Raw genomic sequence first — 26,295 nt, 5'->3', positions numbered from 1 at the left:
TCAAACACTCTCTTCGATGGAGGAAACGTAGTCATTGATCGGAAGTGCGATCTCGCCGCAGCGGATCGGAACGCATTGCGGCGGGAAATCCTGTCGAAAGCGGGCGCCGGCAGCCTCGGCGCGCTCGAGGAAACGCTCGAGATGGTCCATCGCACCGGTCGGGAGATCGTGCAGCACCATCAGCGTCCAGGGCTGCCTGCTGCACTGATCCAGCGCACGGTCGGTCCAGCCATCAGGATCGTCCCAATCGCGCGGGATCGCATTCCAGAGCACGCAGCTGTGCCTGTTGCGGGTGAGATGGTCGACGACGGACGGTTTTAGCAGCCGCGTATCCAGATTGCCGCCGCCCCCGAACGGCCGGAACCAACGCTGGGGATGCGCGAAGTCGCCGATCGCTGCCTGCGTACGGCCGATCTCGTTCTCCGCAGTGTTGCGATCCTTTTGCTCACCAAGCGGAAGGCTGTGCGTAAAGGTGTGATTGCCGATCCAGTGCCCCTGCTCGTGCGCGCGCTTCGCGAGCCTGCGCCGCTCGGGGTCGGCGAGTTTCTCGCCGATGACGAAGAAGGTGGTCTTGATCCCGCGTTCGCCGAGAATGTCGAGCACGCGCGGCGTCACATCGGGATCGGGGCCGTTGTCGAATGTCAGGGTCAGATCGTACACGCTCATACCTCAGGTCGCCGGCTGCATCGCGCCCGACGCCATCTCGTCATTGGCATGGCCGGCGCGGGTGCCGGTCTGCCAGATCGCCGCCTTGCGCTCGATCCAGCGGATCGCGGCGTTGAAGGTGATGGCAAGGAACAGCACGAGCAGCACGCCCGCGAACACGTGGGGGCTGTCGAGGATCGTACGGTAGCGCGAGATGAGATAACCGATGCCGGCCGAGGAGATCAGCATCTCCGAGACCACGACGCCGACGATGACGAGCGCGCCGCCAACGCGCAGGCCGGACAGCACCGTCGGGATCGCTGCGGGCATGATGACGCGAACCAGCCGCTGGCTCAAGGTCGCGCCCATGCTGCGCGCGGCGAGCAGAAGTTGCGGATCGATGGTCTGGATGCCTGCGGCGGTCGCGAGCATCGTCGGCAGGAAGCCATAGATCGAGGCAAACGCGATTTTGGACTCCGAGCCGATTCCGAGCCACACTGTAAAGACGGGATAGAGGATCACAAGCGGCACCGCATAGAGGCTCGACACCATCGGCATGATCAGCACGCGCGGGCGCGGCAGGCTGCCGACGATGGCGCCGAGCAGGATGCCGCCGCCACAGGCGAACGCCATGGACACCACGACCTCGTAGAGGGTCACCGCCAGCGCATGACCATATTCGGCAGCATCGGTCCACCCCGCTATCAGCGTCGACGACAGCGACGGCAGGAACAGCTCTGGAATGAGCCCGGTACGCGGCAGCAGCTCCCACAGCACGATCAGGCCGATCACGATCAGATGTCGCAGCGTCTTGGCGCTCATCTCTGCCTCACGCCGATTTGCGGATGTGCCGCCAGATGCGGTCGCGCAACGCGCCAAAGGCGTCGCCGCTCAGCATCTCGTAGGTGCGGGGTCGCGGCAGCTGAACCTGGAGATGATCGACGATGCGGCCTGGCCGCGCCGACATCACGATCACCTCGTCGGCGAGATAGACGGCTTCCGTGAGGCTGTGCGTGACGAATACGACGGTCTTGCCGGTTGCCGCCCAGATCCGCAGCAGCTCATCGCCCATGGTCATGCGCGTCTGCTCGTCCAGCGCGGCGAATGGCTCGTCCATCAGCAGCACGGGCGGATCCTGCACCAGCCCGCGCGCGATCGAGACACGCTGCTTCATGCCGCCGGACAGCTCATGCGGATGACGTTTGCCAAAGCCTTCGAGCCCGACCAGCTTCAGGGCATCCTGCGCCTTGGCCCGCCGTTCGGCCTTGGGGACGCCTCGCAACGCCAGCGGAAACTCGACATTGTCCTCCGCCGTCAGCCACGGAAACAGGCTCGCTTCCTGGAACACCACGCCGACCCGGTCAGGGTCGGGCTGCAGTATCGGCGCGCCGCTGATGGTGATCGTGCCGGTGGTCTGCTGGCGCAGGCCCGCCATCATCATCAACAGAGTCGATTTGCCACAGCCGCTCGGGCCGACCAGCACGACGAAGCGGCCGGGCTTGATCTCGAGCGAGACGTCGTCCAGCGCGACGACATCCTGCGACCGGCCCCTGAAGACCTGGCCGACATTCTTCACCTCGATCGCGCCCGCGCGCGCGGCGGGCTTCAACGGTGTCACGTTCGCCAATGGCTGCATCGCGCTTCCACCCATCTGACAAGTTCGTTGAAGGTCATGGCGATCGCGGCGACCATCACGACGCCGGCGAGGAGCTGTTTCATCTGGAAATTCTCGCCCCAGGTCGCGATCTGGTGGCCGATACCGTCGCGCGAGGCGTACATCTCGGCGAGGATCACGCCGGTGAGGTTGAAGATCATGGAGATCCGCAAGGCCTCCAGGAGCACCGGCAGCATGCTCGGCAGATAGACCCGGAACGCGGTCTGCCATGGCGTAGCGCCGTAGGAGCGCGCCACGGTCAGATGCTCGACCTTGACCGACTCCACCGCTGTGGTGGTGGACATGATCACGATGAAGATGGTCGAGAAGAATCCGAAACCGACCTTCTGGGCAAAGCCGACGCCGAACACGAGGATGAACATCGGCAGAAAGATCGACTTCGGGATGCTGAAGGCGAAGAACAGCAGCGGCTTCGCCACATCCGCGAAGTAGCGGTTCTCCGCGACCAGGAAGCCGATAACTGCGCCGAACGGCACGGCCATCGCGAACGCGGCCAGCACCTCGGCCGCGGTCACCATCAGGTCCTTCTGCACCGCCGCGCGCTGCAGGAGATCGCCGAGCGTCACGAACGTGTCGGACGCCGACGGCAGCAGGCGCGGATTGATGATGCCGGTGCGCGACAGCACCTCCCATAGCGCCAGGATCGCGACGATGATCGCGATCCGCGCAAGGTTGATGGCGAACGTGCCCTGCATCGCTATTGCTGGGTTGGGACGGGCTTGAACTTGGTCGAGATCACGTCCTCGACCGGCAGGATGTCCTTGAGACCGCCGAGCTTGGCGAGGTCGAGCGACAACTGCACGGCTGCGTTCACGCCTGCCGCGCCCATGTCGCCGCTCGTTTCGAGCATCATGATGGTGTTGTCGTATTCGAGAGCCGCGATCTCCGGCGGCATCTCGTAGAGCTCGGCGATCAGCTTGACCGTGACGTCACGATTGGCGCGCATGAACCCGACCGCGCCGTAAAGGGCGTTCACCGCCTTCTGCACCAACTGCGGCTTGGCATCAGCGAACTTGTCGAGCACGATCCAGCCCGCAGTGAGGTTCGGCGGAACCGCGCTCGCGTAATCGAGGATGGTCTTGGCCTCGCCGGACTTCGAGATCTGGAAGCTCAGCGGCGAATAGACCACGGCTGCCTCGACGTTGCCGGCGAGGAGATTCGGCACCAGGCCGCCGCCGCCGACGGGGACGCGCGTAAAGTCGATCTTCTTATCCTGGATTGTCCAGAGCGCGAGGAGGTCCGAGCCGGAGCCGGCCGCGGTGATCGCGACCTTTTTGCCGTTGAGGTCCTTGACGTCGAGTGTCGATTTGGTCGGGACCATCAGCTGCCAGCCGAAATTACCCATCGCGGCATTGGCCACGATCCGCGACATCACGCCCTTCTTGCGTCCGGCGGAAACTAGCGACGGCGGATCGAGGATGATGTCGGCTGCGCCCGCAGCCATGCCCTCGAACGTCTCGGCGCCACTGCGATAGATGGTCAGCTCGGCCTGGATGCCTTCCTTCTCGAACAGCTTCTGCCGCACGGCCGTCTCGGCGACCGTCGTCGGCCAGTATGTTTTGGTGGGGAGACCGACGCGAATGGTGTCGGCTGCGCTCGCAGGTCCGGCCAGAATTGCGGCGGCTACGAACCATATGAGCGCGTGACGGCGATCGAGTCTCATTACTGGCTTCCTTCCCGGTCTCTGATTGTTATTTTCGGCGTTCGCTTGATGGTCAGGTTGAGCTGCTGACCTCCGCAATTCGGGGAGCCGCGAGCTCTACGAATTCTTTGGTGACGCCGAAGTGCCTCGACAAGGCGCGAACTGCGGCATCCGCATCGCGTTTCACCACAGCAGCGACGATCGCCTTGTGTTCGGCTTCGACGTCGCGCGGCTTGCCGACCTCTCTGCGGATCGCGAGGCGGCGATAGCGCTCGCTTTGCTCGTGAAGCACGTCGCGGAAGCCAAGCAGCCAAGACGAGCCGCAAGCATTGACTAGTGCACGATGGAAGATGCGATGACGGACGACCCACTCCTCGTAGTGCACCGTCGGATCGTCAGGATAGCGATATGGAACGGCCTTCAGATCCGCCCAGGCCGATTTTACCGAAGCTAGCCAGGCATCATCGCCGCGCTCGATCGAGCGGCGCAGCGCAAGACCCTCGATGTCGATCCGCGTCTGCGTCACGTCGGCGAGATCGGCGAGCGAGACCGGGCTCACGCGAAAGCCGCGCTGGTCGGATGCCTGCACGAGGCCGTCGGCCACCAGACGCGACAGCGCCTCGCGCACGGCGGCAAGGCTCACGGAAAACTGCTTTGCGAGTCCTGCGATGTGCAACTTCTGACCCGGCAGCAGCCGCGTCGCCAGGATGTCGGCGCGCAAGCGTTCGTGCAGCGCCGATGTCAGGCTGCGCGGACCATCTCCGGGGCTTCCGGACAACTGGAACTGAAGCGGACCCATGGCGGGATGATTGCAAGGCAGGGCGCAGGGGTCAATAGAAAATCGAAAATCGATTTTTCTGGTTTATCGGCTCGCCCGTCTCAACGTCCTACGAATGAGCAGGCCGGGACGGCGCGACGTCAAGGCGAACGGCAACACCGTTCAGGTCCGGGCTCGGCGAAGGATAAAGCTTCATGACCAGCGGATCGTGGCCCGGGACGACGTGGTCCACGTCAGGCGCCGCGGCGCGTAGCTTGTCGAAACCGACCAGCATATCGCCGACGTGAAACGCGGTCGTGAAGGGACGCTCGCTGGTCATGTTCTCGTAGAAGTGGCTGACGTCGGAGGCGAGCACGACGGGGCCCCGGCGGGTGTTGGCGCGAACGAACTGAAGACCGGCGGAATGTCCGCCGGCTGCATGGACCGTGAGCCCGGGCGCGATCTCGGCGTCGCCATCGTAGAACAGCACCCGGCGCGCGTAGTTCAGCCGCACGATCCCGCAGACGTCCTCGACCTCGAAGGAATGCGAGAGACGCGGATATTGCATATAGCGCCCGGTGGCGTAGGCGAGCTCCCGCTCCTGAAGGTGAAACCGCGCGTTCGGAAACCGGTCGAAATTGCCGGCGTGGTCGTAGTGCAGATGCGTGAGGATCACATCCTTGACGTCGGCAACGTCCACATCGAACGCGGCCAACGTCTCCACCGGGCAGCGCAGGAATGTCCGCCTGCGCTGCTTGGCGATTTCGGCGTTGAACCCGGTGTCGATGACGAAGGTGCGTCCGCCTCCCTTCGCCAGCCACATGAAATAGTCCATCGGCATCGGCCCGTCATGTGGGTCGCCGCCGATGAAGTGCTCGCTCCGCTGCGCATCCCGCGTCGCGTAGCGGATGGCGAAAAGCTCGTATTCCGGGTCCGCCACGGGACTCGCCCTCAGGAACCGGCCGCGTCGACCTCGTTGAAAGCCTCGCGCGCGTTGCGGAAGGCGTCGATGCCGGCAGGCACGCCGCAATAGACGGCAACCTGGAGCAAAATTTCCTTGATCTCCTCCTTGGTCAGCCCGTTCTTCAGGGCGCCCTTGACGTGCAGCTTCAATTCGTGCGGGCGGTTCAGCGCGCCGAGCATCGCCAGGTTGACGATCGAGCGCGTGCGCCGATCGACGCCGGGCCGGGACCACAGCGCGCCCCAGCAGAATTCGGTCGACCATTCCGCCATGGTGCGCGTGAACTCGTCAGCGCCGGCAATCGACTTGTTGACGTAGTCCTCGCCCAGCACCTCTTTGCGAACCTTGAGGCCCTTTTCGAACAGTTCGGTCTTGCTCATGATCGTCCCTTTCAGGTGTTGAGAGAGTCTAGTTGGAAGAAGTGTGGCGCGGCGCCAATGGCGGGCGCAGCGATTGCAGGAGATTGCCGACGTCGTCCGCCGCATCGAATTGCCAGACCGCGTCAATGACGCGGTCCGCGTCCCAGTCGCTTTGACCGGTGCGCACCCCTTCGCGCAGCTTCTCTTCAATGTCGCTGTCTGAAAGCGGCGCAGCCTGGCTGCCGCGCGGCGAGACGACGGTCTCGGCGAGCACCTCGCCGGACAACAGGCGCAAGGTGACGCGCGCAGCGCCATCCGGCATCTGAGCATCGAGCTCCGCCCTCACCTTCTGCCGCAGTTGCTCGATATCGGGCCGGACCACGGTCTCCTGCGCGAACTCGGTCACACCGGCCGCGCCGAGCAGCAATCCGCAGGCCACGCAATGATGAATGCTGACGCGCGCATCGCGCTCGTTGTTGACGGGGCGATCGCCGCGCGCGAGCAGCAGCGCCGAGCCCTGCACTGTCACGGACTCGATCTGGTCGACCTTGCGGCCGATCCGTTCGCGCAGCAGCAGGCAGGCATCGATGACGGAATGGAACACGATGCCGGCGGGATAGGGCTTGTAGGTGTTCTTGGCGATCTCCCAGCGCTTGCCGAGACCGTCGAACAAACGAGGGAGATCCGGCTCGTCGCCCATGGTGCGCGCCCAACCGAGCGGGCCTTCGATGGCGCGCGGCGCGGCCCCATAGCCCTGCTGCGCAAGCAGCGCGGCGAACAGCCCGTTCCGCGCCGCGTTACCGACGCTGACATTCTTGGCGGCGCTCGGCAGGTTTTCGACATTGCCGGCTGACTGGCTCGCCGCAACCCCGATCGCGTTCGCAATCCCCTCCGCAGGCAAGCCCAGGAGCTTCGCACACGCTGCTGCAGCACCAAAGATGCCGCAGGTCGAGGTGATGTGCCAGCCGCGCGCATAATGACGCGGCGAAACCGCATTGCCGATGCGGCACTCCACATCCACGCCGAGGATGAACGCCGTCAGCACCTCGCGCCCCGACAGTTTTCGCGTCTCCGCAAACGCGAATGTGGCAGCGGCGACCGGCGCTGCCGGATGAATGATCGTCTCGGGATGGGTGTCGTCGAAGTCGAGCAGATTCGCCGAGATCGCATTGAGAAACGACGCGCACAGCGCATCCATCGGCTGCGAGTGACCGATGACCGTCGATGTCGCGGCGCCGCTGAACGGCGCCAGCGTGCGCACCGCTGCAGTGACGACGGGATCGCGTGCGGAGCCGAGCGCGGTTGCAAAGAAATTCAGGATTGATCGTCGCGCCTCAACGCCCTGCGCCTCGACGTCTGCCCATGACGAGGATACGACGAAATCGGCGAGCGTCTTGCTCACACTCGGAGTTGAGACTTGCGGCACGCGGGGCGTCTTCCTCGTTTTCCCGAACCATATGACGATCCGCGGCAAACTGTCGACCCCAAATGTTATGCTTGACAGCTTGTCTGACAATCATAACAATCTCAGTCGCTGGCGCGGGATCCCGCTGCCACGACGACGGCGGCCGACAGGGCCTACCGGCGAAAACGATTGACCAACGAGATCAAGAAGGCGCGCCCGTCACGGGGCCGTGCGACAGGGAGTAGACGATGGCGGGAGAAATCCTCGGCGTAATCGGGACGGGCCGCATGGGCGGCCCCATGGCAGGGCGATTGATCGACGCGGGCTATTCGCTCGTTGTCTATGACACCCAGACAGAAGCCACCCAGCCGTTGGCCAAACGCGGCGCGCAGCTCGGCAAGTCGCCGGCGGACGTCGCCTCGCGCGCCGACATCGTGCTCGCAAGCCTGCCGACGCCCGACATCGTCAAGGCCGTCACGCTCGGACAGGACGGCATCAGCAGCGGTAACCGCGCCAAGATCGTGATTGATCTGTCGACCTCGGGTCCGGGCGCGGCGAAGCTTGTTGCGGAAGGCCTGAAGGCCAAGGGCATGACGCTGGTCGATGCGCCCGTCAGCGGTGGGATCAAGGGCGCCGTCAACGGCACATTGGCCGTGATGGTGTCATGCCCGCAGGCGACCTACGACACCGTGCAGCCGATCCTGAAGAATTTCGGCAAGCTGTTCTACACCGGCGACAAGCCCGGCGTGGCGCAGACGGCCAAGCTCGCCAACAATCTGATGGCGGCGGCGGCGCTGGTCATCACCTCGGAAGCCGTCGCGATGGGCGTCAAGGGTGGTGTCAACGCAAAGGTGCTGATCGACATCATCAACGCCAGCAGCGGGCGCAACAGCGCCTCCGAAGACAAATTTCCCCGCGCGGTGCTGCCCGGTACGTTCGACTTCGGCTTCGCCACCGGCCTTTCCTATAAGGACGTTCGCCTCTGCGTGGACGAGGCCGAGGCGATGGGCGTGCCGATGGTCTGCGGCGCGGTGGTGCGGCAGATGCTCGCGATCACCAACGCGAAATATGGCGCGTCTTCCGACTTCACCTCGATCGCCAAGGTGCTCGAGGAGTGGGCCGGCGTCGAGATGCGCGGCTGATCGCGCAAACTATCGGGGAGAGCGATTGCGATGACGATCGGCCCGACCGGATCAGGCAAGGTCTCGCTCGCCCGCCAGATGGCGCGGAGCGTGCTTGCGCGGGATCTCGGAGATTTCGGGCCCGAAGTCGTCGCCAAGGCAAAGCTCTGCCTGCTCGACTTTTTGTCCTGCGCCTTCGAGGCAGGCAATCATCCCTGGAGCCGCCAGGCCGTTGCGATCGCGCAAGCCGGCGGCAGCACAACGATCATCGGGACCTCGCAGCTCTCCTCACCCGCCGACGCGGCCTTCGCCAACGCCGTGATGGGGCATGGTCTCGTGCGCGAAGACATGCATGCGGCCAGCATCGCGCACCACGGTGTCGTGATCTGGCCGACGCTGCTGGCGCTGTCGGAACAGGCGCCGCTGCACGGGAGCAGGCTACTAGCCTCTGCCATCATCGGCTATGAGGCCGGCGCACGGATCGGCCGCGCGCTCCTGACCTCCGACCTCGCGCGTCTCTATCGCCCGACGGGCCTGGTCACGCCTCCGGGCGCGGCACTCGCGGGAAGCTTTGCGATCGGCCTGTCCGAGGACCAGGCAACGAGCGCCATCGCGATCGCGGCCAACACCTCCAGCGGGCTGAACGAGTGGCCGCATGCCGGCGGGTCCGACATGTATTTCCATCCCGGTTTCGCCGCCAGCAACGCGATCAAGGCGATCGGTCTTGCCACAGCCGACGCTTTCGGCTCGGAAACGATCCTCGAAGGCGAAGCAGGCCTGTTCGCCGCCTATCGCCGCCAGGCCGCTCCCGACAGCATCGCACTCTTCCCCGATGGGGAGAGCGAAATCATGGCCGTCTACAACAAGCCGGTCCCCGCCTGCAATTTCGCGCAGACCGCCGCTCAAGCGGCGCTTCGCGTCTCGCATGAGCTCGCCAGCGCCGACGAAATCGACCGTGTCGTCATTCGCGCGCCCGGTGCCGCGGTCCGCTATCCCGGTTGCGACTCCATGGGGCCCTATCGCAACGCGCTCCAGGCCAAGATGAGCATTCCGTTCAGCGTCGCCGCGACGCTGGCGCGGGGCGAGATCGAGGAAGAGAATTACTCTGAGCTCGACGATGCCGACATCATCCGCCTGGTGGCAGTGACGGACCTCAAGGCCGATGCCGGCTTCACCGCCGCTTTCCCCAGCAAGCAGGGCGCGGAGGTGACCGTTCATCTGCGCGGCGGCCGGACGATCCGGCACACCTTGCCCGACGTCATCGCCGCAACACCTGCAGATATTCGCGCACGCTTCCGCGCTGCTGCTGCCAGAGTCCTCGGCAAGGACCGCGCACATCGGCTCGAGCAACTGATCGACGACTGCGAACAGCTCGGTAATGCCGGCGCCATCGCGGCGCAGTGCCGTCTGGAAACGGAACGGGTTTTACGATCGGCATCATAAGAAATGCCGGAGAGCACGGGGGAAACATGGTCGACCTGGAGACCAGCTTAGAACCGTCAGCAGCGCGGAGGCGGGGCTGATGGAAGGATTTCTGCAAGCGCTCGCCGCGGGCCTGCTGATCGGTGCCGTCTACGGCCTGATGTGCGTCGGGCTCGGCCTGATCTTCGGCGTCATGCGGGTCATCAACTTCGCCCATGGCGATTTCATGATGCTCGGCATGTACACCGCCTTCTACCTATTCACCGCCGCAGGCGTGCAGGCGCTGTTCGGCAACACGGTCGGGCCGTTCGTTGCCATCCTTTTGGCTGGGCCCGTGCTCGCCGTGTTCGGCTATTTCGTCCATCGGGCCTTGATCTCGCATGTGTCGGGGACGCGCACGGCCTCACTGGAAGGCGAAGGCCATTACGCCCAGCTCATCCTCACGCTCGGCATCGCGCTGATCCTGCAGAATGGCGGCCTCATCGTGTTCGGCTCGGTGCTGGCCTCGATCCGCACGCCGCTGTCGAGCTCGGCCTGGGAGCTCGGCCCCTTCCTCGACATGAGCATCTTCCTCAACAAGGCTCGCAGCATCGACGCGATCGTCTCGCTGGCAATGATGATTCTGCTCTCGCTGTTGATCACGCGCACGCGGATTGGCAAATCACTCCGCGCCGCCGCCGATAATCCGACCGCCGCGACCTATATGGGCATCGACGTCGATCGCGCGCACCGCACCGCCTTCGCGCTCGGCTGCGGCATCACCGCGATCGCCGGCGGCCTGCTCGCGACCAACTATCCGTTTCATCCTTTCGTCGGCCTTGAATACGTCATCGTCATGTATGCGGGCGTCGTGCTCGGCGGCATGGGCAGCATCATCGGCGCTTTCTGGGGCGGCATGACGATCGGCCTCGTGCAGCAGATGTCGACGCTGATCCTGCCGACGCAATTGCAGAACGCCGCGATCTTCGCGGTCTTCCTCCTCATCATCTTCTTCCGCCCGCAAGGCTTCTTCGGGCGCATGGTCGAGAGGACGTGACCATGCTTCGAATGCGCTCCTTTCTGCCTCCCCTCCTCTTCACACTCGCCTATGCCGGCATCTCGCTCGGCGTCACCAACTCCTATTACCAGCTCATCCTGACGCTGGTGCCGGTGTGGGCGGTGTTCGGCCTGTCCTGGAACCTGCTCAGCGGCTACACCGGGCTGATCTCGTTCGGCCATGCCGCCTTCTTCGGGATAGGCGCCTATGCGACCGCGCTCGGGCAGATCTATTTCAACATCTCGCCCTGGCTGCTGATCCCGCTCGCCGCCGTGCTCGGCGGCATTGCCGGGCTCCTGATCGGATTTCCGACCTTTCGCCTGCAAGGCCATTACTTCGCCCTCGCGATGCTCGCCTACCCGCTCGCCATTCTCTACGTGTTCGAGTGGCTCGGGTTCCAAGAGGTGACGCTCCCGATCAAGCGCGACGCGCCGATCGCCTACATGCAATTCGCCGATCCCCACATCTACACGCTGCTGGGGCTCGCAATCATGCTGGCGACCATCGTGCTGACGCAGGTTATCGAACGCTCGCGCTTCGGCATGGCGCTGCTCGCGATCAAGCAGAACGAGGCCGCGGCTGAAGCGGCGGGGATCAACACGCTGGCCTGGAAGCTGCGCGCGATCACGCTAAGCGGGGCAATCGCCGCCGCCATCGGCGGGTTCTACGCGCAGGTGCTGCTGGTCGTGACGCCGCAATCGGTGTTCGGCATGCTGGTGTCGGCGCAGGCACTGACGGTCGCGATGTTCGGCGGTGTCGGCTCGGTCTGGGGCCCGGTCATCGGCTCGGCGATCCTGATCCCGCTCGCCGAGATCCTGCACGCCGAAGCCGGAGCACGCATTCCCGGCATCCAGGGCGTCATCTTCGGGCTCGCCATCGTGTGCGTGATCCTGCTGGCACCGGAAGGCCTGTTCTGGAAGCTGCGCGATCTGCTGCGCAAGCGCAATGCTTCCAAACCGGCCGCTAGCGAAACTACGGACGCAGCCGCCGTCAACGTCACAACACTGAAGCCCGCCGCGCGGCAGCGCGCCGCGACCGGCGAAGTCGTGCTTGAGGTCCGCAACCTGTCGCGTTCCTTCGGCGGGCTCAAGGCGGTGCAGGACGTCAGCTTCAAGCTGCACAAGAACGAGATCCTCGGCATCATCGGACCCAACGGCGCCGGCAAGACGACGCTGTTCAACCTGCTCAATGGATTCCTGAAGCCGAGCCAGGGCGAGGTACTGATCAACGGCCGCAACATGTCCGGCCAGCGGCCGCACACGATCTGCGAGGCCGGCATTGGCCGTACCTTCCAGGTGATGCGGCCGTTCCTGCGCATGTCGATCCTCGACAACGTCGTGGTCGGAGCCTATGTCCGCGCGCGCTCTGACGATGAGGCGCGCAAGCTGGCGGCCGATGCCGTCGCCCGCGTCGGACTCTCGGCCGTGGCCGATCGCGTCGCCGGCGAGCTTTCGACCAAGGAGCTGCGGCTGATGGAGCTGGCCCGTGCGATTGCCGGACAGCCGCGCATCCTGCTGCTCGACGAGACGCTTGCAGGTCTCGGCCACGGTGAGGCGGACGAGGTCGTCGCCGTGATCCAGCAGCTTGCGCGCGACGGCATGACCATCGCGATCATTGAGCACACCATGCAGGCGATGGTGCGGCTGGTCGACAGCTTCCTCGTGCTCGACCACGGCGCCGTCATCACCGAGGGCCTCCCGGAGGTGGTGACGCGCGACAGCCGCGTGATCGAGGCCTATCTCGGCAAGAAATGGGTGGGTTATGCTGCGAATTGAGGGATTGAGTGCGGGCTATTCCGCAAAGCCCGTCCTGAACGACGTCTCGATCAATGTCGGCGCAGGACAGTTCGTCGCGATCGTCGGGCCGAACGGCGCCGGCAAGACCACGCTGTTCAAGACGATCTCCGGCATCGTGAAGCCGAGCGGCGGAAGAATCACCTTCGACGGCGTCGACCTCCTTGCGGTGCCACCGCCGCAGCGTGCGCATTTCGGCATCGCGCATGTCCCCGAGGGGCGCCAAGTGTTTCCGTCACTGACAGTGATGGAGAACCTTGAAATGGGCGCGATGACCGAAAGCGGCCGGCGCGACTGGCAAGCCAATATCGAGAGCATCTTCGAATGGCTGCCGGTGCTGAAGGAACGCCGCAATCAGTTTGCCGGCACGATGTCCGGCGGCCAGCAGCAGATGCTCGCGATCGGCCGCGGCCTCGCCTCCTCGCCGAAGCTGCTGATGCTGGACGAACCCTCGATGGGGCTCGCCCCCTCGACCGCGGACTTCATCTTCGAGCGCTTGATCGAGATCCGGCGCCAGTCCGGGCTGACCATGCTGCTGGTCGAACAGCGCGTCGCGGAAGCGCTGGAATCCGCCGACCACGGCTACGTCCTCGAAGCCGGACACGTCGTGCTTGAGGGCAACAACGACACGCTGCGCGCCGACGACCGCGTGCGCAAGGCCTATCTCGGCATGTGACCAACAAAAACAAAGACAAGGGAGAAAACAAATGAACAGGACATCAAAGGGCGAGCAAGCGAACGGATTGACGCGCCGGACCGTGCTGTCCGGCGCCGCCGCCGTCGGTCTCGCCGGCGTGGCACGCGCGCAGACACCGGCCGAGGTCAAGGTCGGGCTGATCGTGCCGCTGTCGGGCATCTACACTCGCCCCGGCCAGGTCATGAAGATGGGCGCCGAGATGGGCATCGACCACATCAACGCGCAGGGCGGCATCAAGGCGCTCGGCGGCGCCAAGCTGAAGCTCGTCGTGATCGATTGCGGCGACACCACCGAGAAGGCCAAGAACGCGGCGCAGCGCATGGTTGCGCAGGAGCCCGATCTCGTCGCCGCTACCGGCGCCTATCTCTCCTCCTTCACCCTCGCCGTCACCGAGGTGACCGAGCGCGCGGAACTGCCGGTGCTGACGCTGTCATATTCGGACCTGCTGACCGACCGCGGCTTCAAATACATCTTCCAGACCGCCGCGACCGCGAGTCGTCAATCCGAGCTCGGCCTGCCGACGCTGATGAAGCTCGCCGAGAATGCATCAGGCAAGAAGCCGAAGACCGTGGCGATGCTGATGGACAATACCGCAACGTCGGTCGCCACAGCCAAGGCGCTCAAGGAAAAGCTGTTCGCGCAGGAAGGTCTCCAGCTTGTCGTCGAGGAAGTCTGGACCCCGCCGCTGTCCGATGCGACGCCGCTGATCCAGAAGGTTCGCTCGGCAAAACCCGACCTCCTACTGTTCATGCCGAATGCGGTGTCCGACGCCAAGCTCGGCCTGGAGAAAATCAGCGAGTTCGGCCTCGGCCAGGGCAAGATCCCGACCGTGTCCTTCAGCATCACCATCGCCGAGCCCGACATGCTGCAGAGCGTGAGCCCCGAGATCGTACAGGGCATCATGACCATCGTCGCCAGTTGGGGTGCGAAGGGTCACGAAGCCCTGATCGCCGAGCTCAAGGCCAGGTACAAGGAGCCCTGGGCAACCCAGAACGTCATCTCGACCTATGGCGACATGTGGGTGATGAAGGAAGCGCTGGAGACGGCCGGCAAGGCCGACCGCAATGCGGTCGCGCAGGCCTTGCGGACGCTGGATGCCGGAGAGTCGAAATATTATCCGGGCGGTCAGCTCAAATTCGACGAGAAGGGCCGCCGCGTCGGTGCCGGCGTCGTCATCGTGCAGTGGCAGTCGGGCGTGCCAGTCACCGTTTATCCGCCCGAGCTCGCGCAGGCTCAGCCGTTCTGGCCGAAGAAATCCTAAGCATCGCGCGATTTTTCAGGGGAGGAGAATTGTCATGACCGGAAAGACCAAGATCACGATCTCGCGGCGAGCGCTGCTGGCCGGTGCGTCCGGTACGCTGATCGCATCCCACGCCTGGGCGCAGCAACCCGCCGAAGTCAAAGTCGGCCTGCTGGTACCGATCTCCGGGCTCTACGCTCGCCCGGGCACGGTGATGCGCGAGGGCGCCGAGATGGCGGTCGATCACATCAACGCGCAGGGCGGCATCAAGTCGCTCGGCGGTGCCAAGCTGAAACTCGTCGTGCTCGATTCCGGCGACACCACGGAGAAAGCCAAGAACGCGGCACAGCGCATGGTGGCACAGGAGACCGATCTGGTCGCGGCCAGTGGCGCATACCTGTCCTCGTTTACGCTCGCCGTGACCGAGGTCACCGAGCGCGCCAGTTTGCCCGTCCTCACCCTCTCCTATTCCGACCTGATCACGGACCGTGGTTTCAAATACGTGTTCCAGACCGCGGCCACCGCAGGCTCGCAGGCGCGGCAAGCATTGCCCCAGATCATCAAGCTGGCGGAGACGGCCTCTGGCAAGCGGCCGAAGACGGTAGCGATCCTCACCGACAACACTGGGGCCTCGATCGCCTCCGCAAAGGCGATGCGCGAAGGCCTACTGGCGGAGAACCAGTTGCAGTTGATCGTCGACGAGACTTTCACCCCGCCGCTGGCGGATGCGACGTCGCTGGTGCAGAAGGTCCGCGCGGCAAAACCCGATCTATTGTTCTTCCTGCCGACGGTGATCTCGGACGCAAAACTGCTGCTCGAGAAGATGAACGAGTTCGGCCTCGGCCAGGGCAAGGTGCCGACGATCTCGTTCGGCATCGCGATCGCCGAGCCGGACATGCTGCAGACCGTGAGCCCGGAACTGCTTCAGGGCGTGCTGACCTGCGTTGCCAGCTGGGGCGCCAAAGGCCACGAGGCACTGATCGCCGAATTGAAGACCCGCTACAAGGAGCCGTGGATGACGCAGAACGCGATCTCCACCTATGGCGACATGTGGGTGATCAAGGACGCGCTGGAGAAGGCCGGCAAGGCCGACCGTGTCGCCGTCGGCGAGGCGCTGCGCACCATGGATGCCGGTCCGTCGAAATACTATCCGCTGGGCGAGATCAAGTTCGACGAGAAGGGCCGCCGCGTCGGCGCCGGCATGACCATCGTGCAGTGGCAGGCGGGCGTGCCGGTGACGGTGTTCCCGCCTGAGCTCGCGCTGGCGCAGCCGTTCTGGCCGAAAAACTGACGACGCCTGGAACAAGAAAACGGAGAACAACATGGACAAGGCGACTTACGACCGCGGTCTCGAAATCCGCAAGAGCGTGCTCGGCAACGAATTCGTGGACAAGGCGATCGCATCCGCGGACGACTTCAATCGTCCGATGCAGGACCTCACGACGGAGTATTGCTGGGGTTACGTCTGGGGCCGCGAAGGCCTGACGCGCAAGACCCGCAGCTTCCTTAACCTCGCAATGCTCTGTGCGCTCAATCGCCCGCACGAGCTGAAGACCCATGTTCGCGGCGCGCTCGCCAACGGCGCCACGCGCGAGGAAATCCGCGAGGTATTCATGCAGGTCGCGATCTATTGCGGCGTACCCGCCGGCGTCGACGCATTCCGGAACGCGAAGGAAGTCTTCGCCGAACTCGACAAGAAATAAGGAGACGCGTCTGCGATGAAGGGCAAATGGGCACTCGTGACCGGCGCGACGGCGGGCCTTGGCCTTGCCGTGGCGGAAGGCCTGGCCGGCGCGGGCGCCAATATTGTCCTTCACGATCTCGTCGCGCCGAAGCAGGCCGCGGACGACCTTCGCGCCCGCTTCGGTGTAAACGTCATCGCGGCAGGCGTCGATCTCACCCAGCGCGGGGCGATCGAGGCCATGATGGCGGACTTGCTCGACCGCTGCGGCGCCATCGACATCCTCGTCAACAACGCCGTTGTCAGGCATTTCTCGGCGATCGAACAGTTTCCGCCCGATCGCTGGGAGCAGGCGCTGGCCGTCAACCTTTCGGCGCCGTTCCACCTCATCCGCCTGGCGCTGCCGGCCATGAGGCAGCGCGGCTGGGGCCGGATCATCAATATGGGCTCGATCTATTCGACGCGCGCCATCGAGGACCGGATCGACTACGTCACCACCAAGACCGCGATCCTGGGCGTGACGCGCGCCGTCGCCATCGAGACGGCCCGCAGCGGCATCACCTGCAACACGCTCTGCCCGGGCACGCTGCCGACGCCCGCCATCCTGAACAAGATCGCTACGATGGCGGCGGACAGCCGACGCTCCGTCGAGGACGTGACCGGCCAATATCTCGGCGAGCGTCAGCCCACACAGCGCTTCATCGCCATGGACGCCGTCGCAGCCATGGTCGTCTTTCTCTGCGGCCCGGCCGCGAACGATATCACCGGAGCCAGCCTGCCGATCGACGGCGGCTGGTCGGTCGCTTGAGAACACTGGAATGGGAGCATTGCAATGACTGAACAATCGGGCCAGACCGTCGTGCTGACGGGCGCCGCCGGCGGAATGGGACGCGCCATCACCAAGGCTCTGCTGGAAAGCGGCCGCCGCGTCGTGCTGGTCGACCGCGACGCCAAGGCACTCCAGGAACTCGCGGCGACGGCCGGCATCGCGGTGTTTCCGATCCAGCTCGACGTCAGCGATGCGCAGGCCGTGGATCGCCTGCCGGACGCTATTCCAGCGCATTTCAAGCCGGTCGACGTGCTCATCAACAACGCCGGGCACGATATCGGCGGGCGAACGCGCTTTGACGCCGGCTCCGCCGACGACTGGTCCAATATTATCCAGACCAATCTGATCGGCTTGATGCGGGTGACGCGCGCGATCCTCCCCGAGATGATTCGGCGCAACGCCGGCCACGTGGTCAACATCAGCTCGATCAACGCGGTCCGGATCGTGCCGGACATGGCCGCCTACAGCACCAGCAAGGCTGGGGTGCACATGTTCACCGAGACCCTCCGGGGCGAGTTGGCGGAAACGGCAATCCGGGTGACCGAACTTCAACCCGGCCTGACCAGGACCAACATCATCCTGACTCGCTACCGCGGCGATAAGCAGAGGGAAAAGGACTATTTCGACCAATTCAGGATGGCGCTCGAACCGGCCGATATTGCCCGTTCCATCGTCTTCGCCCTCGACCAGCCCGCCCACGTTCAAATTGCCGAAATGATGATTCTGCCTGTAAACCGGTACTAAATCACCCACCCAGAGCCCGGACATGGAAAGACGTAGCGAATTGCAGTCGACACTCCGCATCGAGGACGTCCCGACCGTCCGGGCGATGGTCGCGCAAAAGCTGCGCGAAGCAATCATGTCCGGAACACTCAAGCCGGGCCAACGCCTGGTCGAGCGCGAGCTCTGCGAGATGATGGGCGTCAGCCGCCCCTCGATCCGTGAGGCGCTGCGTGTCCTCGAGGCCGATGGGCTGGTCAATACGGTCCCCCATCGCGGTCCAGTGGTCTCTACGATCAGCCTCGAGGAGGCCCGGCAACTCTACGCAGCGCGCGCGGTTCTCGAAGGATTCGCCGGCCGCGAATGCGCTAGGCTTCACGACCCGGAGGTCGCACGCCGGATCGGGAAAGCCTTGACACGGCTGAAGGCGGCCGCGGCCAAGCAAGATCTCGTCGGATGCCTCGAAGCCAAGACCGACTTCTACGCCGCGCTAATCGGCGGCTGCCGCAATGCGTTCATCGAGCGCATGCTCAAGCCGCTCCACGACCGGATCCAGCTGTTGCGGATCACGTCGATGTCGCAACCGAAGCGGATCAACAAGAGCCTGCGCGAGGTCACAGCGATCTGGCGCGCGATCCAGAGCGGCGATGCGGACCTCGCCGAACGCTGCTGCGTCGACCACATCAACGCGGCTGCCGTGGCCGCGCTTGACATGATTGAAAAATCGTCGGTGGCCAAGGAGGCGGCGCCTTCCGACGACTAAAATGCCGCCAGGGAGTGTTCGATGACGTATCTCGTACGATCGCTGATCCTGCTTTTCCTGCTCTATTCCTGCGGCACCGCGATCGCGGACGACTACCCCAATCGCCCGGTCACGATGATTGTGCCCTTCTCCGCCGGCGGTCCCGGCGACGTCATCGCTCGTATCCTCGGCAATGCGATGAGTGCGACGCTGAAGCAGTCCATCGTCATCGAGAACGTCGTCGGCGCCGGCGGCACGCTCGGCACTAACCGCGTCGCCAAGGCGCCCCCCGATGGCTACACGCTGCTGCTGATGCATGTCGGCCAGGCCACTGCGCCCGCGCTCTATGCGAAGTTGCCGTTCGATCCCGTCGGCGACTTCGCCATGATCGGGCTCGTCACCGACGTGCCCATGATCCTGGTGGCGCGGCCGAATTTCCCGGCCAAGGATTTGAGCGAGATGATCACGCGCATCCGCAGTGAGGGCGACAAGATGACCTTCGGCAACGTCGGTCTCGGCTCGGCTTCGCAGCTCTGCGGCCTGATGTTCATGAGCACCACTGATACGAAACTCACGCCGATCTACTACAAGGGCGGCGGACCGGCGCTGAACGACGTCATCGCCGGCCACATCGACGTCTATTGCGATCCCGCAACCGGACCGACGCCCTATATCCAGTCGAACACGATCAAAGGCTACGCGATCACCAGCAAGCAACGTGTCGCAACACTGCCTGACGTGCCGACCTCGGCCGAAGCCGGCGTTCCTGACTTCAATGTCACGACTTGGTACGGCCTCTACGCGCCGAGAGGCACGCCGAAGCCTGTGGTCGACCATCTTGTGGGCGCGTTGCAGACCGCATTGAAGGATCCCGCGCTGATCAGCCGCTTTGGCGAGCTCAGCATGACTCCGGTCGAGCCCGAACGCGCAACGCCGGATGCCCTCGAAGCTTTCTTGAAGTCTGAGATTGGGAAATGGGGACGGATTATCAAAGCGGCCGGAATCGCACCGCAATAGACGTCAGCGTCAAGGAGGCGATTGGTCCGCAACCTGCTTTGAATAATTTGGTCTTGATCTCTCGCCCCAATCCATCAGACACCCCAGCGCAACGCGGCGGTATGCACCGGGGCATCCCACAATTCCTTTGCCTGGTTGTCGAGCACGGAGACGGTGATCGAGGCACCGGCCATGTCGAGGGACGTCACATGAGAACCGGTCAGGAAACGTGTCGCCGTAATCCCTGCCCCCTCCAGAATCCTCTTGGCGCTGTTGACCATCAGATAGAGCTCGATCAGGGGCGTTGCGCCGAAGCCGTTGACCAGTAGGAGGACTTCGCTACCCCTGCCCGGCGTGAGATCACCCAGGATCGCATTGAGCATCTCGGCAGCAATCGCATCGGCAGATGCCAACGGCACCCTGCGGCGCCCCGGCTCGCCATGAATGCCGACCCCCATTTCCATTTCGTTGTCAGCCAGAGTGAAGTTCGGCCGGCCCGCCGCCGGAACGGTGCACGGCAGCAGCGCCACGCCCATCGAGCGGGTGCGCCGATTGACATCATCGCCGAGCACCTTGAGCGCGGCGAGCGGCATGCCCTTCTCGGCCGCGGCGCCGACCATCTTTTCCACGATTAGCGTCCCCGCGACACCGCGACGGCCGGTCGTGTAGGTCGATTTCTCGACCGCGACGTCATCATTGGTCACCACGCTTGCGACTTCGCGCCCGGCCATCTCGGCAGCCATGGTGAAATTCATCACATCGCCTTCGTAATTCTTGACGATGAAGAGCACGCCTGCCCCGGTGTCGACCGACTCCGCCGCCTCGACCATCTGATCCGGCGTCGGTGACGTGAAGACCTGGCCCGGACATGCGGCATCGAGCATGCCTACGCCGACGAAGCCCGCATGGAGCGGTTCATGTCCCGAGCCTCCGCCCGAGATGAGCGCGACCTTGCCCGGCTTCAGGGTGCGGCGGCGTACGAACTTCCGCTCGGCGCCGAGAAGCAGGATATCGGCATGCGCAGCCGCCAACCCGTCGAGACTCTCTTCGAGCACCGTATCGGCGCTGTTGATCAGCTTTTTCATGGCGTTCTCCCGGTTATCCGTTTTTGCAGTCCGAATTCGTCAGCCGATGCTTTCGGTGTAGCGCGCGAGCTGATCAGCAAAGTCGATGATGAGCTGCTCGAGTGCACGATTCTTCTTGTCGTCACCGAGATCGGGCACCGTCACAATAACTGTGCGCGTGCGCGCCTCTCGGTGAGGTGCGCGCAGCCGTCCGGGGTGTGCGCGTCCATAGGCTTCGAGAAAAGCCGCGCGCTCGGCTCCGGAGAGATGGCAGACTTCGAAGATGATCGCGACATGCTTCGCCGGGATCGGCACCAGATAGGCCGGATTGGTGATCTGGCTGACAAAGGAGCGGTTCTTGCCGAGCGCGGCCGCGAGCTTCAGCCGCGTCCCGGATGGCCGGTTGTCGAGGGCCCGCCGCAGGATGAGCTTGTATTCCGCGACATTGCTGTCGCCCGGCCGGCTTGTGTCTTCGCCTGCATCGTCGCTCATGCAGTCACCCCGGCGATGGCCGCTTTGAGCCGGGCCACCGCAATCGGCGAAACCGAAAGAGTCGTCAGGCCCGTCGCCAGCAGCGCATTCGTCAAGCGCATATCGGCCGCGGCATCGCCGCAGAGCGAGACCTCGACGCCGCGCTTGCGCCCGGCCTCGACGGTCCGTGTGATCAGCGCCAGCACCGCCGGATGTCCGGCATCGTTGAGGTCGGCGACAGCGCCGATGTCGCGCGCCGCAGCCATCGTGTATTGGGTCAGGTCGTTCGACCCGATGGAATAGAACGCCGCGCCAAAATCCTCCGCGCAAAGCGCTGCCGCGGGGACCTCGACCATGATGCCGAGCGGCGGCCGGGCGCAGGCGATGCCCTCTGCCTTGAGCGCCGCAAACTCCGCATCCAGCATGGCGCTGGCACGATCGAGTTCCGCGGGAACCGCGATCATCGGCAGCATCACCTTCAGCGTCCCATGGACGGCCGCACGGCACAGCGCCCGCAACTGCACGCGAAACACCTCCGGCCGTGCCAGCGAGAGACGAATCCCGCGCAAGCCCAAGAATGGATTGCGCTCGCCATCGATCGTCAAGCCGGAGATCGGCTTGTCGCCGCCCGCATCAAGGGTGCGGATCGTCACCGGCCGCCCCGCGGCCCAGTCGAGAATGCGCCGGTAGACGGCATATTGCGCATCCTCGCCCGGCAGCCCTCTTGACCCTTCGAACAGAAACTCCGTCCGCACGAGGCCGATGCCGTCGCAGATTGCGGGATCGAGACCCGCGAGGTCTTCGGGCGCAGCGACATTGAGAAGGACAGCGATGCGTCGGCCATCGGCCGTCACCGCCGGTTTGAGGCGGCCGGCATCGGCAGCGATTCGTGCGGCGTTCGCAGCCGCCACGCGGTGCTCGAACAGGCGGCGTGTTTCAGGGTTGGGATCAAAGATCACGGTGCCGGCGTCACCGTCGACCAGCGCCAATGACGGCGGCTGTCCGTTCGATGGCAATGGACCCAATCCGACCACCATAGGAGCGCCGCGTGCCCGCGCGAGCATCGCAACATGCGACGAAGGCGATCCCGCGGCCAGCGCGATGGCGCCGCCGCGGGTCCAGTCGACGGCCAGAAACGCCGAGGGCGAAATGTCATCACCCATGACGACGGAATCGCCGGAGATTTTCGCGATCGCATCCGCGCCGTTCAGGCCGGCGAGCACGCGGTCGCGAATGTCGACCAGATCCGCGGCACGAGCCTGAAAATATTCCTCATCCGCAGCGCGATAGCCGGCAATCTCCGCGTCGAGTGCCGCGCGCCAGGCATCGTCGGCGGCCTTGCCGGCCGCAACAGCTTCGTACGCCCCCTCCGCAAGCGCATCGTCGCCCAGCATCGCGACCTGAAACTCCAGAATTTCCGCGGCTTCGCTATGAACCGTCGCGATCAGTTCGGCGAGTTCCACTGCGGCCCCCTCGATCGCCGCCTTCAGTGCTGCGGCCTCCTGAGCCGGATCGCCCTTCGCCGCTCGGCTCGCCACGACACTCGTCAACACGGCGACCGGGCCGATGGCGAGGCCTGGCGAGGCAGGATGGCCGGTGAGTTGGATCTCGCCCACGATCTCACGCCTCGCCGAAACCGTCATGCACCAGCGCCAGCATGGCCGTGAGCGCCGCCTCGCCATCAGGACCGCTGATGCGGAAATGCAGCGTTGCGCCCTGCGGCGCCTTCACACGCATCACCTTCACGGGACTCTTGGCGTCCGTCCAGGGTCCGTCCGCCGCAAGCGCGATTTCGATCTTTGCGGTAAAGCCTTTCGCGCATTGCGTGAGCTTCACCGATGGCCGAGCGTGCAGGCCGACCGGATTGACGAGGACCGCGGAGGCGGTCAGTGGCGCAAAGATCTGAGTCGCCCGGTGGGCGTTGGTATCATGCATAGAATTCCTCCGCGCTGCGCTTGACGGCGGCAAGCGACGAGCCGCCCGAAGACTCGGTCGCAGCAATCACAGCCCCCTCGACCACCGGGGCATTGCAGACCAGGACGCGCGCGCGCCGGTCTTCGGGAAGCATCTCCACCGCCATCTCCGAATTGGTCTCGGCACCCCCGAGATCGACAAGGATCGCGACGCCTGCCGGTGACCAGGCCGTCTCGATCGCCGCGAGGATTCCCGCAACGTTCGTACCGAGCCCGCCATCGACATCGCCACCGGTCCAGGCCAACGGCACTGCATCTCCGACCATCTGGCGCACCATATCGGCCGCACCTTCCGCTATCTTTGGTGAATGCGACACGATGACAATTCCGACATTGCCGGGACGTAAGCTGCTCATGTATTGACCTCGAACTCCAATGTCTCAACTGCTGCACCGATCAGAAGGGACACCGAGCGCGAGCCGGGGTCCATATGACCGATCGAGCGTTCGCCAAGAAAGGACGCGCGGCCGCGGATCGCCTGCATGGGCGTGGTGCGATCGGCCGCTTGCGCCGCTTCAGTCGCGATTGCCTTGGCATCGCCGCCTCCCGCCAGAACGGCATGGACCGGCACCAGGACATCCAGCAGCGTCTTCTGCCCCGCTTCGGAACGACCGCGCGCCTTGACGGCGTCGATCGCCTTCTCCGTCGCCGCGACGAGATCGGCCCGGCTCGGCTGCTCCGGGAGTGCCTTGCCCAGTTCCATGAAGAAAGTCCCAACCAGCGGCCCAGAAGCACCGCCGACCTTCATGACCAGGGTCATTCCGATCGCTTTGAGCATTTCCGGAAGCAACTTGTCGGCAAGGCCCGGCAATGCCGCGAGCACAGCCTCGAAACCGCGCTTCATGTTCAGTCCATGATCCCCATCGCCAATCGCCTGGTCGAGGCTCGTTAACTCGTCCGCGTGTTCGATCACTGACCTTGCCAGTGCTCGCACCAGTCTTTCCCTGGCTACCCGATCGAGGCTCATGCCGCTACCCTCCAGCCCTTCGCATCGAAAAACAGCGGTTTGTTCAGACGGAGCGACACCACATCCCCGGCGCCAAAGCCCGCGTCGGGATCCGCCAGGGTCACAACCGGCCTGCCGGCGAGGTCGAGATGAAGATGGCTCTGGTCGCCGAGGTGTTCGACCCGTTTGACGGTTGCCGAGACGTTGCCACCACCGCGCGCAATCGTGAGGTGCTCGGTCCGCGCGCCGACCGTCTCGGCACCGGCTGGCGCGCCGGCGAACAAGGCCGCCGGCAGCAAATTGATCGTCGGCTGGCCTAGCCGCGCCGCGACATGCGCGTTGATCGGGTTCTCGTAAATCTCGCGCGGCGATCCGATCTGCATCAGTCGTCCGCCTTCGATCACGCCGATGCGCGACGCCATGGTCATCGCTTCGGTCTGGTCGTGGGTGACATAGAGTATCGTCGCGCCGAGATCGACCTGGATCCGCTTGAGCTCGAGGCGGAGTTCGCTGCGCAGCTTCGCATCCAGCGAGGAGAGCGGTTCGTCCATCAGATAGATCGAGGGCGAACGGACCAGAGCCCGGCCGATCGCGACGCGCTGCATCTGCCCACCCGACAGCTGCGTCGCCTTGTTGTCCAGCTTGGTCTCGATATGAAGCAGACGCGCCACCTCCTGCACCTTCGCGCGAATGTCGGCTTCGGGCACGCGGCGGGTCGGCGCGCGCAACGCGAAGGCCATGTTCTCAAACACGGTCAGGTGCGGATACAGCGAATATTGCTGGAAGACAAAGGCGACATCGCGGTCCGCCGGCGCTTCGCTGGTCACGTCGCGCCCGTCGATGCGGATCGAACCGCTATCCGGCCGATCCAATCCGGCGATCAAACGCAGTGCCGTGGTCTTGCCGGCACCCGTCGGCCCGAGCAATGCGACGAACTCGCCATCGCCGACGGTCAACGACAGATCGCTCACGGCCTGCGTCTTGCCGAATGCCTTGGAAACAGCGTTGATCTCCACCTCAGCCACGCGCGCCTCCCTCATGCAGTGCGGTGCGTATAGCCCGGCCCGACGCCTTGTCGAAGATCGACAGCGTATCAGGCCGGAAGTCGAGCCCGACAGTCTCGCCAGTCCGAAAGGATCTGCTGCTGGGTGAGCGGGCCTTGAGTGCACCGTAATGCGTCGTCACGGTCACGATCTGCGTCGTGCCCAGATACTCCGTCCCATAGACCTCACCGCGGACCATGCCGCGATCGGTAAAGCGCACATGCTCAGGCCGCACTCCGAGCACGAGCTCGCTCTCCGCCATCGCCTCGCGCGCGGCAGGAATTGCGACGTCACGCTCGCCGAGCCGGATTGCCTGTGCACCAGTCTGCAGCCCGCCACGGAACGGCAGAAGATTCATGGGCGGAGAACCGATAAAGTCCGCAACAAACAGCGAAGCTGGCCGGTCATAGATGTCGCGCGGGCTCGCGACCTGCTCGACAACACCATTGTTCATCACCGCGATCCTGTCGGCCATCGCCATGGCCTCGAGCTGGTCATGCGTGACATAGACCGTCGTCGCGCCCAGCCGGTCATGCAAAGCCCGCAGTTCGTGAATCATGGCCTCTCGCATCTCGGTATCGAGCGCACCGAGCGGTTCGTCCATCAGGAAGCACTTCGGCTTGCGCACGATCGCCCGTCCCAGCGCGACGCGCTGCCGATCACCGCCGGCGAGGCCCGACACCGATCGGTCGAGGAGGTGGGAAATCCGCAGGATGCACGCGGCCTCGACGACCCGCCGGTCGCGTTCGGCCGCACCGATGCCCTCGCATTTCAGCGGAAAGCCGATGTTGCGCCGGACATTCATGTGCGGATAGAGCGCGAAGAGCTGGAACACCAAGGCGATGTCGCGCGCCGATGCGCGGTTCATCGTCACATCTTCCCCGTCGAGCCGAATGGTGCCTGCCGTCGGCAGTTCCAGGCCGGCGATCATGCGGAGCGTCGTGGTCTTGCCACAGCCGGAAGGTCCCAGCAGGCAAAGGAACTGGCCGTGCTCCACCGTGAAGCTGGCTGACTTGACCGCATGAAACGAACCGAAGGATTTGTCGAGCGCCTCAATCTTGATCTGTGCCATCGCGC

The 26,295-nt window shown here is 64.5% G+C and carries 29 protein-coding genes; 12 read left to right on the top strand and 17 right to left on the bottom strand.

What is annotated here, in order from left to right:
- From AXW67_RS17090 to AXW67_RS17050, 9 genes are all read right to left on the bottom strand, one after another.
- The gene (locus AXW67_RS17090) at nucleotides 1-666 is read right to left on the bottom strand and encodes a polysaccharide deacetylase family protein (RefSeq protein ID WP_245315586.1); all 666 of its coding nucleotides are present in this window, start codon (nucleotides 664-666) and stop codon (nucleotides 1-3) included.
- Between the two features lie 3 nt (nucleotides 667-669).
- A complete protein-coding gene (locus AXW67_RS17085) occupies nucleotides 670-1,467 on the bottom strand; it encodes an ABC transporter permease (RefSeq protein WP_063678816.1) in 798 nt (265 codons plus the stop codon).
- A 7-nt stretch (nucleotides 1,468-1,474) separates the two neighbouring features.
- The gene (locus tag AXW67_RS17080; RefSeq protein WP_063678815.1) at nucleotides 1,475-2,281 is read right to left on the bottom strand and encodes an ABC transporter ATP-binding protein; all 807 of its coding nucleotides are present in this window, start codon (nucleotides 2,279-2,281) and stop codon (nucleotides 1,475-1,477) included.
- Nucleotides 2,260-3,015, bottom strand: coding sequence for an ABC transporter permease (locus AXW67_RS17075; protein WP_063678814.1), 756 nt, complete (start codon nucleotides 3,013-3,015; stop codon nucleotides 2,260-2,262). Before AXW67_RS17075 ends, AXW67_RS17080 begins: the two co-directional genes overlap by 22 nt.
- A gap of 2 nt (nucleotides 3,016-3,017) precedes the next feature.
- Nucleotides 3,018-3,983: an ABC transporter substrate-binding protein gene (locus AXW67_RS17070; RefSeq protein ID WP_063678813.1), complete on the bottom strand. Its 966-nt coding sequence runs from the start codon at nucleotides 3,981-3,983 to the stop codon at nucleotides 3,018-3,020.
- 52 nt (nucleotides 3,984-4,035) lie between these two features.
- Nucleotides 4,036-4,761, bottom strand: coding sequence for a GntR family transcriptional regulator (locus AXW67_RS17065; RefSeq protein ID WP_063678812.1), 726 nt, complete (start codon nucleotides 4,759-4,761; stop codon nucleotides 4,036-4,038).
- 88 nt (nucleotides 4,762-4,849) lie between these two features.
- Entirely contained in the window at nucleotides 4,850-5,659 is an 810-nt protein-coding gene (locus AXW67_RS17060; protein ID WP_063678811.1) for an N-acyl homoserine lactonase family protein, read from the bottom strand.
- A gap of 11 nt (nucleotides 5,660-5,670) precedes the next feature.
- Nucleotides 5,671-6,060, bottom strand: coding sequence for a carboxymuconolactone decarboxylase family protein (locus tag AXW67_RS17055; protein WP_027556923.1), 390 nt, complete (start codon nucleotides 6,058-6,060; stop codon nucleotides 5,671-5,673).
- Between the two features lie 28 nt (nucleotides 6,061-6,088).
- Entirely contained in the window at nucleotides 6,089-7,465 is a 1,377-nt protein-coding gene (locus tag AXW67_RS17050; protein WP_063678810.1) for an MmgE/PrpD family protein, read from the bottom strand.
- A gap of 227 nt (nucleotides 7,466-7,692) precedes the next feature.
- On the opposite strand from AXW67_RS17050, the gene AXW67_RS17045 reads away from it, so the two are divergent.
- From AXW67_RS17045 to AXW67_RS16990, 12 genes are all read left to right on the top strand, one after another.
- Nucleotides 7,693-8,586, top strand: a complete 894-nt coding sequence (locus AXW67_RS17045; protein WP_063678809.1) for an NAD(P)-dependent oxidoreductase — start codon at nucleotides 7,693-7,695, stop codon at nucleotides 8,584-8,586.
- A gap of 30 nt (nucleotides 8,587-8,616) precedes the next feature.
- Nucleotides 8,617-10,008 carry an MmgE/PrpD family protein gene (locus AXW67_RS17040; protein ID WP_063678808.1) on the top strand — a complete coding sequence of 464 codons (1,392 nt, stop codon included), beginning with the start codon at nucleotides 8,617-8,619 and terminating at the stop codon, nucleotides 10,006-10,008.
- A gap of 79 nt (nucleotides 10,009-10,087) precedes the next feature.
- A complete protein-coding gene (locus AXW67_RS17035; RefSeq protein WP_027556927.1) occupies nucleotides 10,088-11,023 on the top strand; it encodes a branched-chain amino acid ABC transporter permease in 936 nt (311 codons plus the stop codon).
- Nucleotides 11,024-11,025: 2 nt separating this feature from the next.
- Nucleotides 11,026-12,798: a branched-chain amino acid ABC transporter ATP-binding protein/permease gene (locus AXW67_RS17030; protein ID WP_201723679.1), complete on the top strand. Its 1,773-nt coding sequence runs from the start codon at nucleotides 11,026-11,028 to the stop codon at nucleotides 12,796-12,798.
- Nucleotides 12,785-13,492: an ABC transporter ATP-binding protein gene (locus tag AXW67_RS17025; protein ID WP_063678806.1), complete on the top strand. Its 708-nt coding sequence runs from the start codon at nucleotides 12,785-12,787 to the stop codon at nucleotides 13,490-13,492. Before AXW67_RS17030 ends, AXW67_RS17025 begins: the two co-directional genes overlap by 14 nt.
- Nucleotides 13,493-13,523: 31 nt before the next feature.
- Nucleotides 13,524-14,774, top strand: coding sequence for an ABC transporter substrate-binding protein (locus tag AXW67_RS17020; protein WP_063678805.1), 1,251 nt, complete (start codon nucleotides 13,524-13,526; stop codon nucleotides 14,772-14,774).
- A gap of 34 nt (nucleotides 14,775-14,808) precedes the next feature.
- On the top strand, nucleotides 14,809-16,044 hold the full coding sequence (locus AXW67_RS17015; protein WP_063678804.1) for an ABC transporter substrate-binding protein: 1,236 nt from the start codon (nucleotides 14,809-14,811) through the stop codon (nucleotides 16,042-16,044).
- A 31-nt stretch (nucleotides 16,045-16,075) separates the two neighbouring features.
- Nucleotides 16,076-16,456 carry a carboxymuconolactone decarboxylase family protein gene (locus AXW67_RS17010; RefSeq protein ID WP_008557226.1) on the top strand — a complete coding sequence of 127 codons (381 nt, stop codon included), beginning with the start codon at nucleotides 16,076-16,078 and terminating at the stop codon, nucleotides 16,454-16,456.
- Nucleotides 16,457-16,471: 15 nt separating this feature from the next.
- The gene (locus AXW67_RS17005) at nucleotides 16,472-17,242 is read left to right on the top strand and encodes an SDR family oxidoreductase (protein WP_063678803.1); all 771 of its coding nucleotides are present in this window, start codon (nucleotides 16,472-16,474) and stop codon (nucleotides 17,240-17,242) included.
- Nucleotides 17,243-17,266: 24 nt separating this feature from the next.
- A complete protein-coding gene (locus tag AXW67_RS17000; protein WP_063678802.1) occupies nucleotides 17,267-18,007 on the top strand; it encodes an SDR family oxidoreductase in 741 nt (246 codons plus the stop codon).
- 22 nt (nucleotides 18,008-18,029) lie between these two features.
- Nucleotides 18,030-18,746 (top strand): GntR family transcriptional regulator, encoded by a 717-nt coding sequence (locus AXW67_RS16995; RefSeq protein ID WP_063678801.1) that lies wholly within the window; start codon nucleotides 18,030-18,032, stop codon nucleotides 18,744-18,746.
- Nucleotides 18,747-18,767: 21 nt separating this feature from the next.
- Entirely contained in the window at nucleotides 18,768-19,742 is a 975-nt protein-coding gene (locus AXW67_RS16990; protein ID WP_027556935.1) for a tripartite tricarboxylate transporter substrate-binding protein, read from the top strand.
- 74 nt (nucleotides 19,743-19,816) lie between these two features.
- On the opposite strand, the gene dhaK is transcribed toward AXW67_RS16990, so the two are convergent.
- From dhaK to AXW67_RS16950, 8 genes are read right to left on the bottom strand one after another with little or no spacing between them, the layout of a single operon-like run.
- On the bottom strand, nucleotides 19,817-20,806 hold the full coding sequence (gene dhaK, locus AXW67_RS16985) for a dihydroxyacetone kinase subunit DhaK (protein WP_063678800.1): 990 nt from the start codon (nucleotides 20,804-20,806) through the stop codon (nucleotides 19,817-19,819).
- Nucleotides 20,807-20,845: 39 nt separating this feature from the next.
- On the bottom strand, nucleotides 20,846-21,277 hold the full coding sequence (locus AXW67_RS16980) for a hypothetical protein (protein ID WP_063678799.1): 432 nt from the start codon (nucleotides 21,275-21,277) through the stop codon (nucleotides 20,846-20,848).
- A complete protein-coding gene (gene ptsP / locus AXW67_RS16975; protein WP_082907923.1) occupies nucleotides 21,274-22,872 on the bottom strand; it encodes a phosphoenolpyruvate--protein phosphotransferase in 1,599 nt (532 codons plus the stop codon). Before ptsP ends, AXW67_RS16980 begins: the two co-directional genes overlap by 4 nt.
- Before the next feature lie 4 nt (nucleotides 22,873-22,876).
- Nucleotides 22,877-23,191, bottom strand: a complete 315-nt coding sequence (locus AXW67_RS16970; protein WP_063678797.1) for an HPr family phosphocarrier protein — start codon at nucleotides 23,189-23,191, stop codon at nucleotides 22,877-22,879.
- On the bottom strand, nucleotides 23,184-23,585 hold the full coding sequence (gene dhaM, locus AXW67_RS16965; RefSeq protein ID WP_027556940.1) for a dihydroxyacetone kinase phosphoryl donor subunit DhaM: 402 nt from the start codon (nucleotides 23,583-23,585) through the stop codon (nucleotides 23,184-23,186). Before dhaM ends, AXW67_RS16970 begins: the two co-directional genes overlap by 8 nt.
- Complete coding sequence (gene dhaL, locus AXW67_RS16960) at nucleotides 23,582-24,196, bottom strand: dihydroxyacetone kinase subunit DhaL (RefSeq protein WP_027556941.1); 615 nt, start codon at nucleotides 24,194-24,196, stop codon at nucleotides 23,582-23,584. The genes dhaM and dhaL overlap by 4 nt, the downstream gene beginning before the upstream one ends.
- The gene (locus AXW67_RS16955) at nucleotides 24,193-25,200 is read right to left on the bottom strand and encodes an ABC transporter ATP-binding protein (protein WP_027556942.1); all 1,008 of its coding nucleotides are present in this window, start codon (nucleotides 25,198-25,200) and stop codon (nucleotides 24,193-24,195) included. The genes dhaL and AXW67_RS16955 overlap by 4 nt, the downstream gene beginning before the upstream one ends.
- Nucleotides 25,193-26,290 carry an ABC transporter ATP-binding protein gene (locus AXW67_RS16950; protein WP_063678796.1) on the bottom strand — a complete coding sequence of 366 codons (1,098 nt, stop codon included), beginning with the start codon at nucleotides 26,288-26,290 and terminating at the stop codon, nucleotides 25,193-25,195. The genes AXW67_RS16955 and AXW67_RS16950 overlap by 8 nt, the downstream gene beginning before the upstream one ends.
- Nucleotides 26,291-26,295: the final 5 nt, after the last annotated feature.

Origin of the sequence: Bradyrhizobium neotropicale (genome assembly GCF_001641695.1) — a bacterium.
Lineage (GTDB): Bacteria > Pseudomonadota > Alphaproteobacteria > Rhizobiales > Xanthobacteraceae > Bradyrhizobium > Bradyrhizobium neotropicale.
This window is presented reverse-complemented; position numbering and strand designations above follow the sequence as displayed.

What these genes read in the sequence shown, in the direction of transcription:
- AXW67_RS17085 (WP_063678816.1), bottom strand. Translation starts at nt 1,467, where the DNA reads ATGAGCGCCAAGACGCTGCGACATCTGATCGTGATCGGCCTGATCGTG.
- AXW67_RS17035 (WP_027556927.1), top strand. Translation starts at nt 10,088, where the DNA reads ATGGAAGGATTTCTGCAAGCGCTCGCCGCGGGCCTGCTGATCGGTGCC.
- AXW67_RS17000 (WP_063678802.1), top strand. Translation starts at nt 17,267, where the DNA reads ATGACTGAACAATCGGGCCAGACCGTCGTGCTGACGGGCGCCGCCGGC.
- AXW67_RS16950 (WP_063678796.1), bottom strand. Translation starts at nt 26,290, where the DNA reads ATGGCACAGATCAAGATTGAGGCGCTCGACAAATCCTTCGGTTCGTTT.
- dhaK (WP_063678800.1), bottom strand. Translation starts at nt 20,806, where the DNA reads ATGAAAAAGCTGATCAACAGCGCCGATACGGTGCTCGAAGAGAGTCTC.
- AXW67_RS17080 (WP_063678815.1), bottom strand. Translation starts at nt 2,281, where the DNA reads ATGCAGCCATTGGCGAACGTGACACCGTTGAAGCCCGCCGCGCGCGCG.
- AXW67_RS16990 (WP_027556935.1), top strand. Translation starts at nt 18,768, where the DNA reads ATGACGTATCTCGTACGATCGCTGATCCTGCTTTTCCTGCTCTATTCC.
- dhaM (WP_027556940.1), bottom strand. Translation starts at nt 23,585, where the DNA reads ATGAGCAGCTTACGTCCCGGCAATGTCGGAATTGTCATCGTGTCGCAT.
- AXW67_RS17055 (WP_027556923.1), bottom strand. Translation starts at nt 6,060, where the DNA reads ATGAGCAAGACCGAACTGTTCGAAAAGGGCCTCAAGGTTCGCAAAGAG.
- AXW67_RS17075 (WP_063678814.1), bottom strand. Translation starts at nt 3,015, where the DNA reads ATGCAGGGCACGTTCGCCATCAACCTTGCGCGGATCGCGATCATCGTC.
- AXW67_RS17045 (WP_063678809.1), top strand. Translation starts at nt 7,693, where the DNA reads ATGGCGGGAGAAATCCTCGGCGTAATCGGGACGGGCCGCATGGGCGGC.
- AXW67_RS17025 (WP_063678806.1), top strand. Translation starts at nt 12,785, where the DNA reads ATGCTGCGAATTGAGGGATTGAGTGCGGGCTATTCCGCAAAGCCCGTC.
- AXW67_RS17090 (WP_245315586.1), bottom strand. Translation starts at nt 666, where the DNA reads ATGAGCGTGTACGATCTGACCCTGACATTCGACAACGGCCCCGATCCC.
- AXW67_RS17030 (WP_201723679.1), top strand. Translation starts at nt 11,026, where the DNA reads ATGCTTCGAATGCGCTCCTTTCTGCCTCCCCTCCTCTTCACACTCGCC.
- AXW67_RS17010 (WP_008557226.1), top strand. Translation starts at nt 16,076, where the DNA reads ATGGACAAGGCGACTTACGACCGCGGTCTCGAAATCCGCAAGAGCGTG.
- AXW67_RS16970 (WP_063678797.1), bottom strand. Translation starts at nt 23,191, where the DNA reads ATGCATGATACCAACGCCCACCGGGCGACTCAGATCTTTGCGCCACTG.
- AXW67_RS17070 (WP_063678813.1), bottom strand. Translation starts at nt 3,983, where the DNA reads ATGAGACTCGATCGCCGTCACGCGCTCATATGGTTCGTAGCCGCCGCA.
- dhaL (WP_027556941.1), bottom strand. Translation starts at nt 24,196, where the DNA reads ATGAGCCTCGATCGGGTAGCCAGGGAAAGACTGGTGCGAGCACTGGCA.
- AXW67_RS16980 (WP_063678799.1), bottom strand. Translation starts at nt 21,277, where the DNA reads ATGAGCGACGATGCAGGCGAAGACACAAGCCGGCCGGGCGACAGCAAT.
- AXW67_RS17005 (WP_063678803.1), top strand. Translation starts at nt 16,472, where the DNA reads ATGAAGGGCAAATGGGCACTCGTGACCGGCGCGACGGCGGGCCTTGGC.
- AXW67_RS17015 (WP_063678804.1), top strand. Translation starts at nt 14,809, where the DNA reads ATGACCGGAAAGACCAAGATCACGATCTCGCGGCGAGCGCTGCTGGCC.
- AXW67_RS17065 (WP_063678812.1), bottom strand. Translation starts at nt 4,761, where the DNA reads ATGGGTCCGCTTCAGTTCCAGTTGTCCGGAAGCCCCGGAGATGGTCCG.
- AXW67_RS17040 (WP_063678808.1), top strand. Translation starts at nt 8,617, where the DNA reads ATGACGATCGGCCCGACCGGATCAGGCAAGGTCTCGCTCGCCCGCCAG.
- AXW67_RS16995 (WP_063678801.1), top strand. Translation starts at nt 18,030, where the DNA reads ATGGAAAGACGTAGCGAATTGCAGTCGACACTCCGCATCGAGGACGTC.
- AXW67_RS17020 (WP_063678805.1), top strand. Translation starts at nt 13,524, where the DNA reads ATGAACAGGACATCAAAGGGCGAGCAAGCGAACGGATTGACGCGCCGG.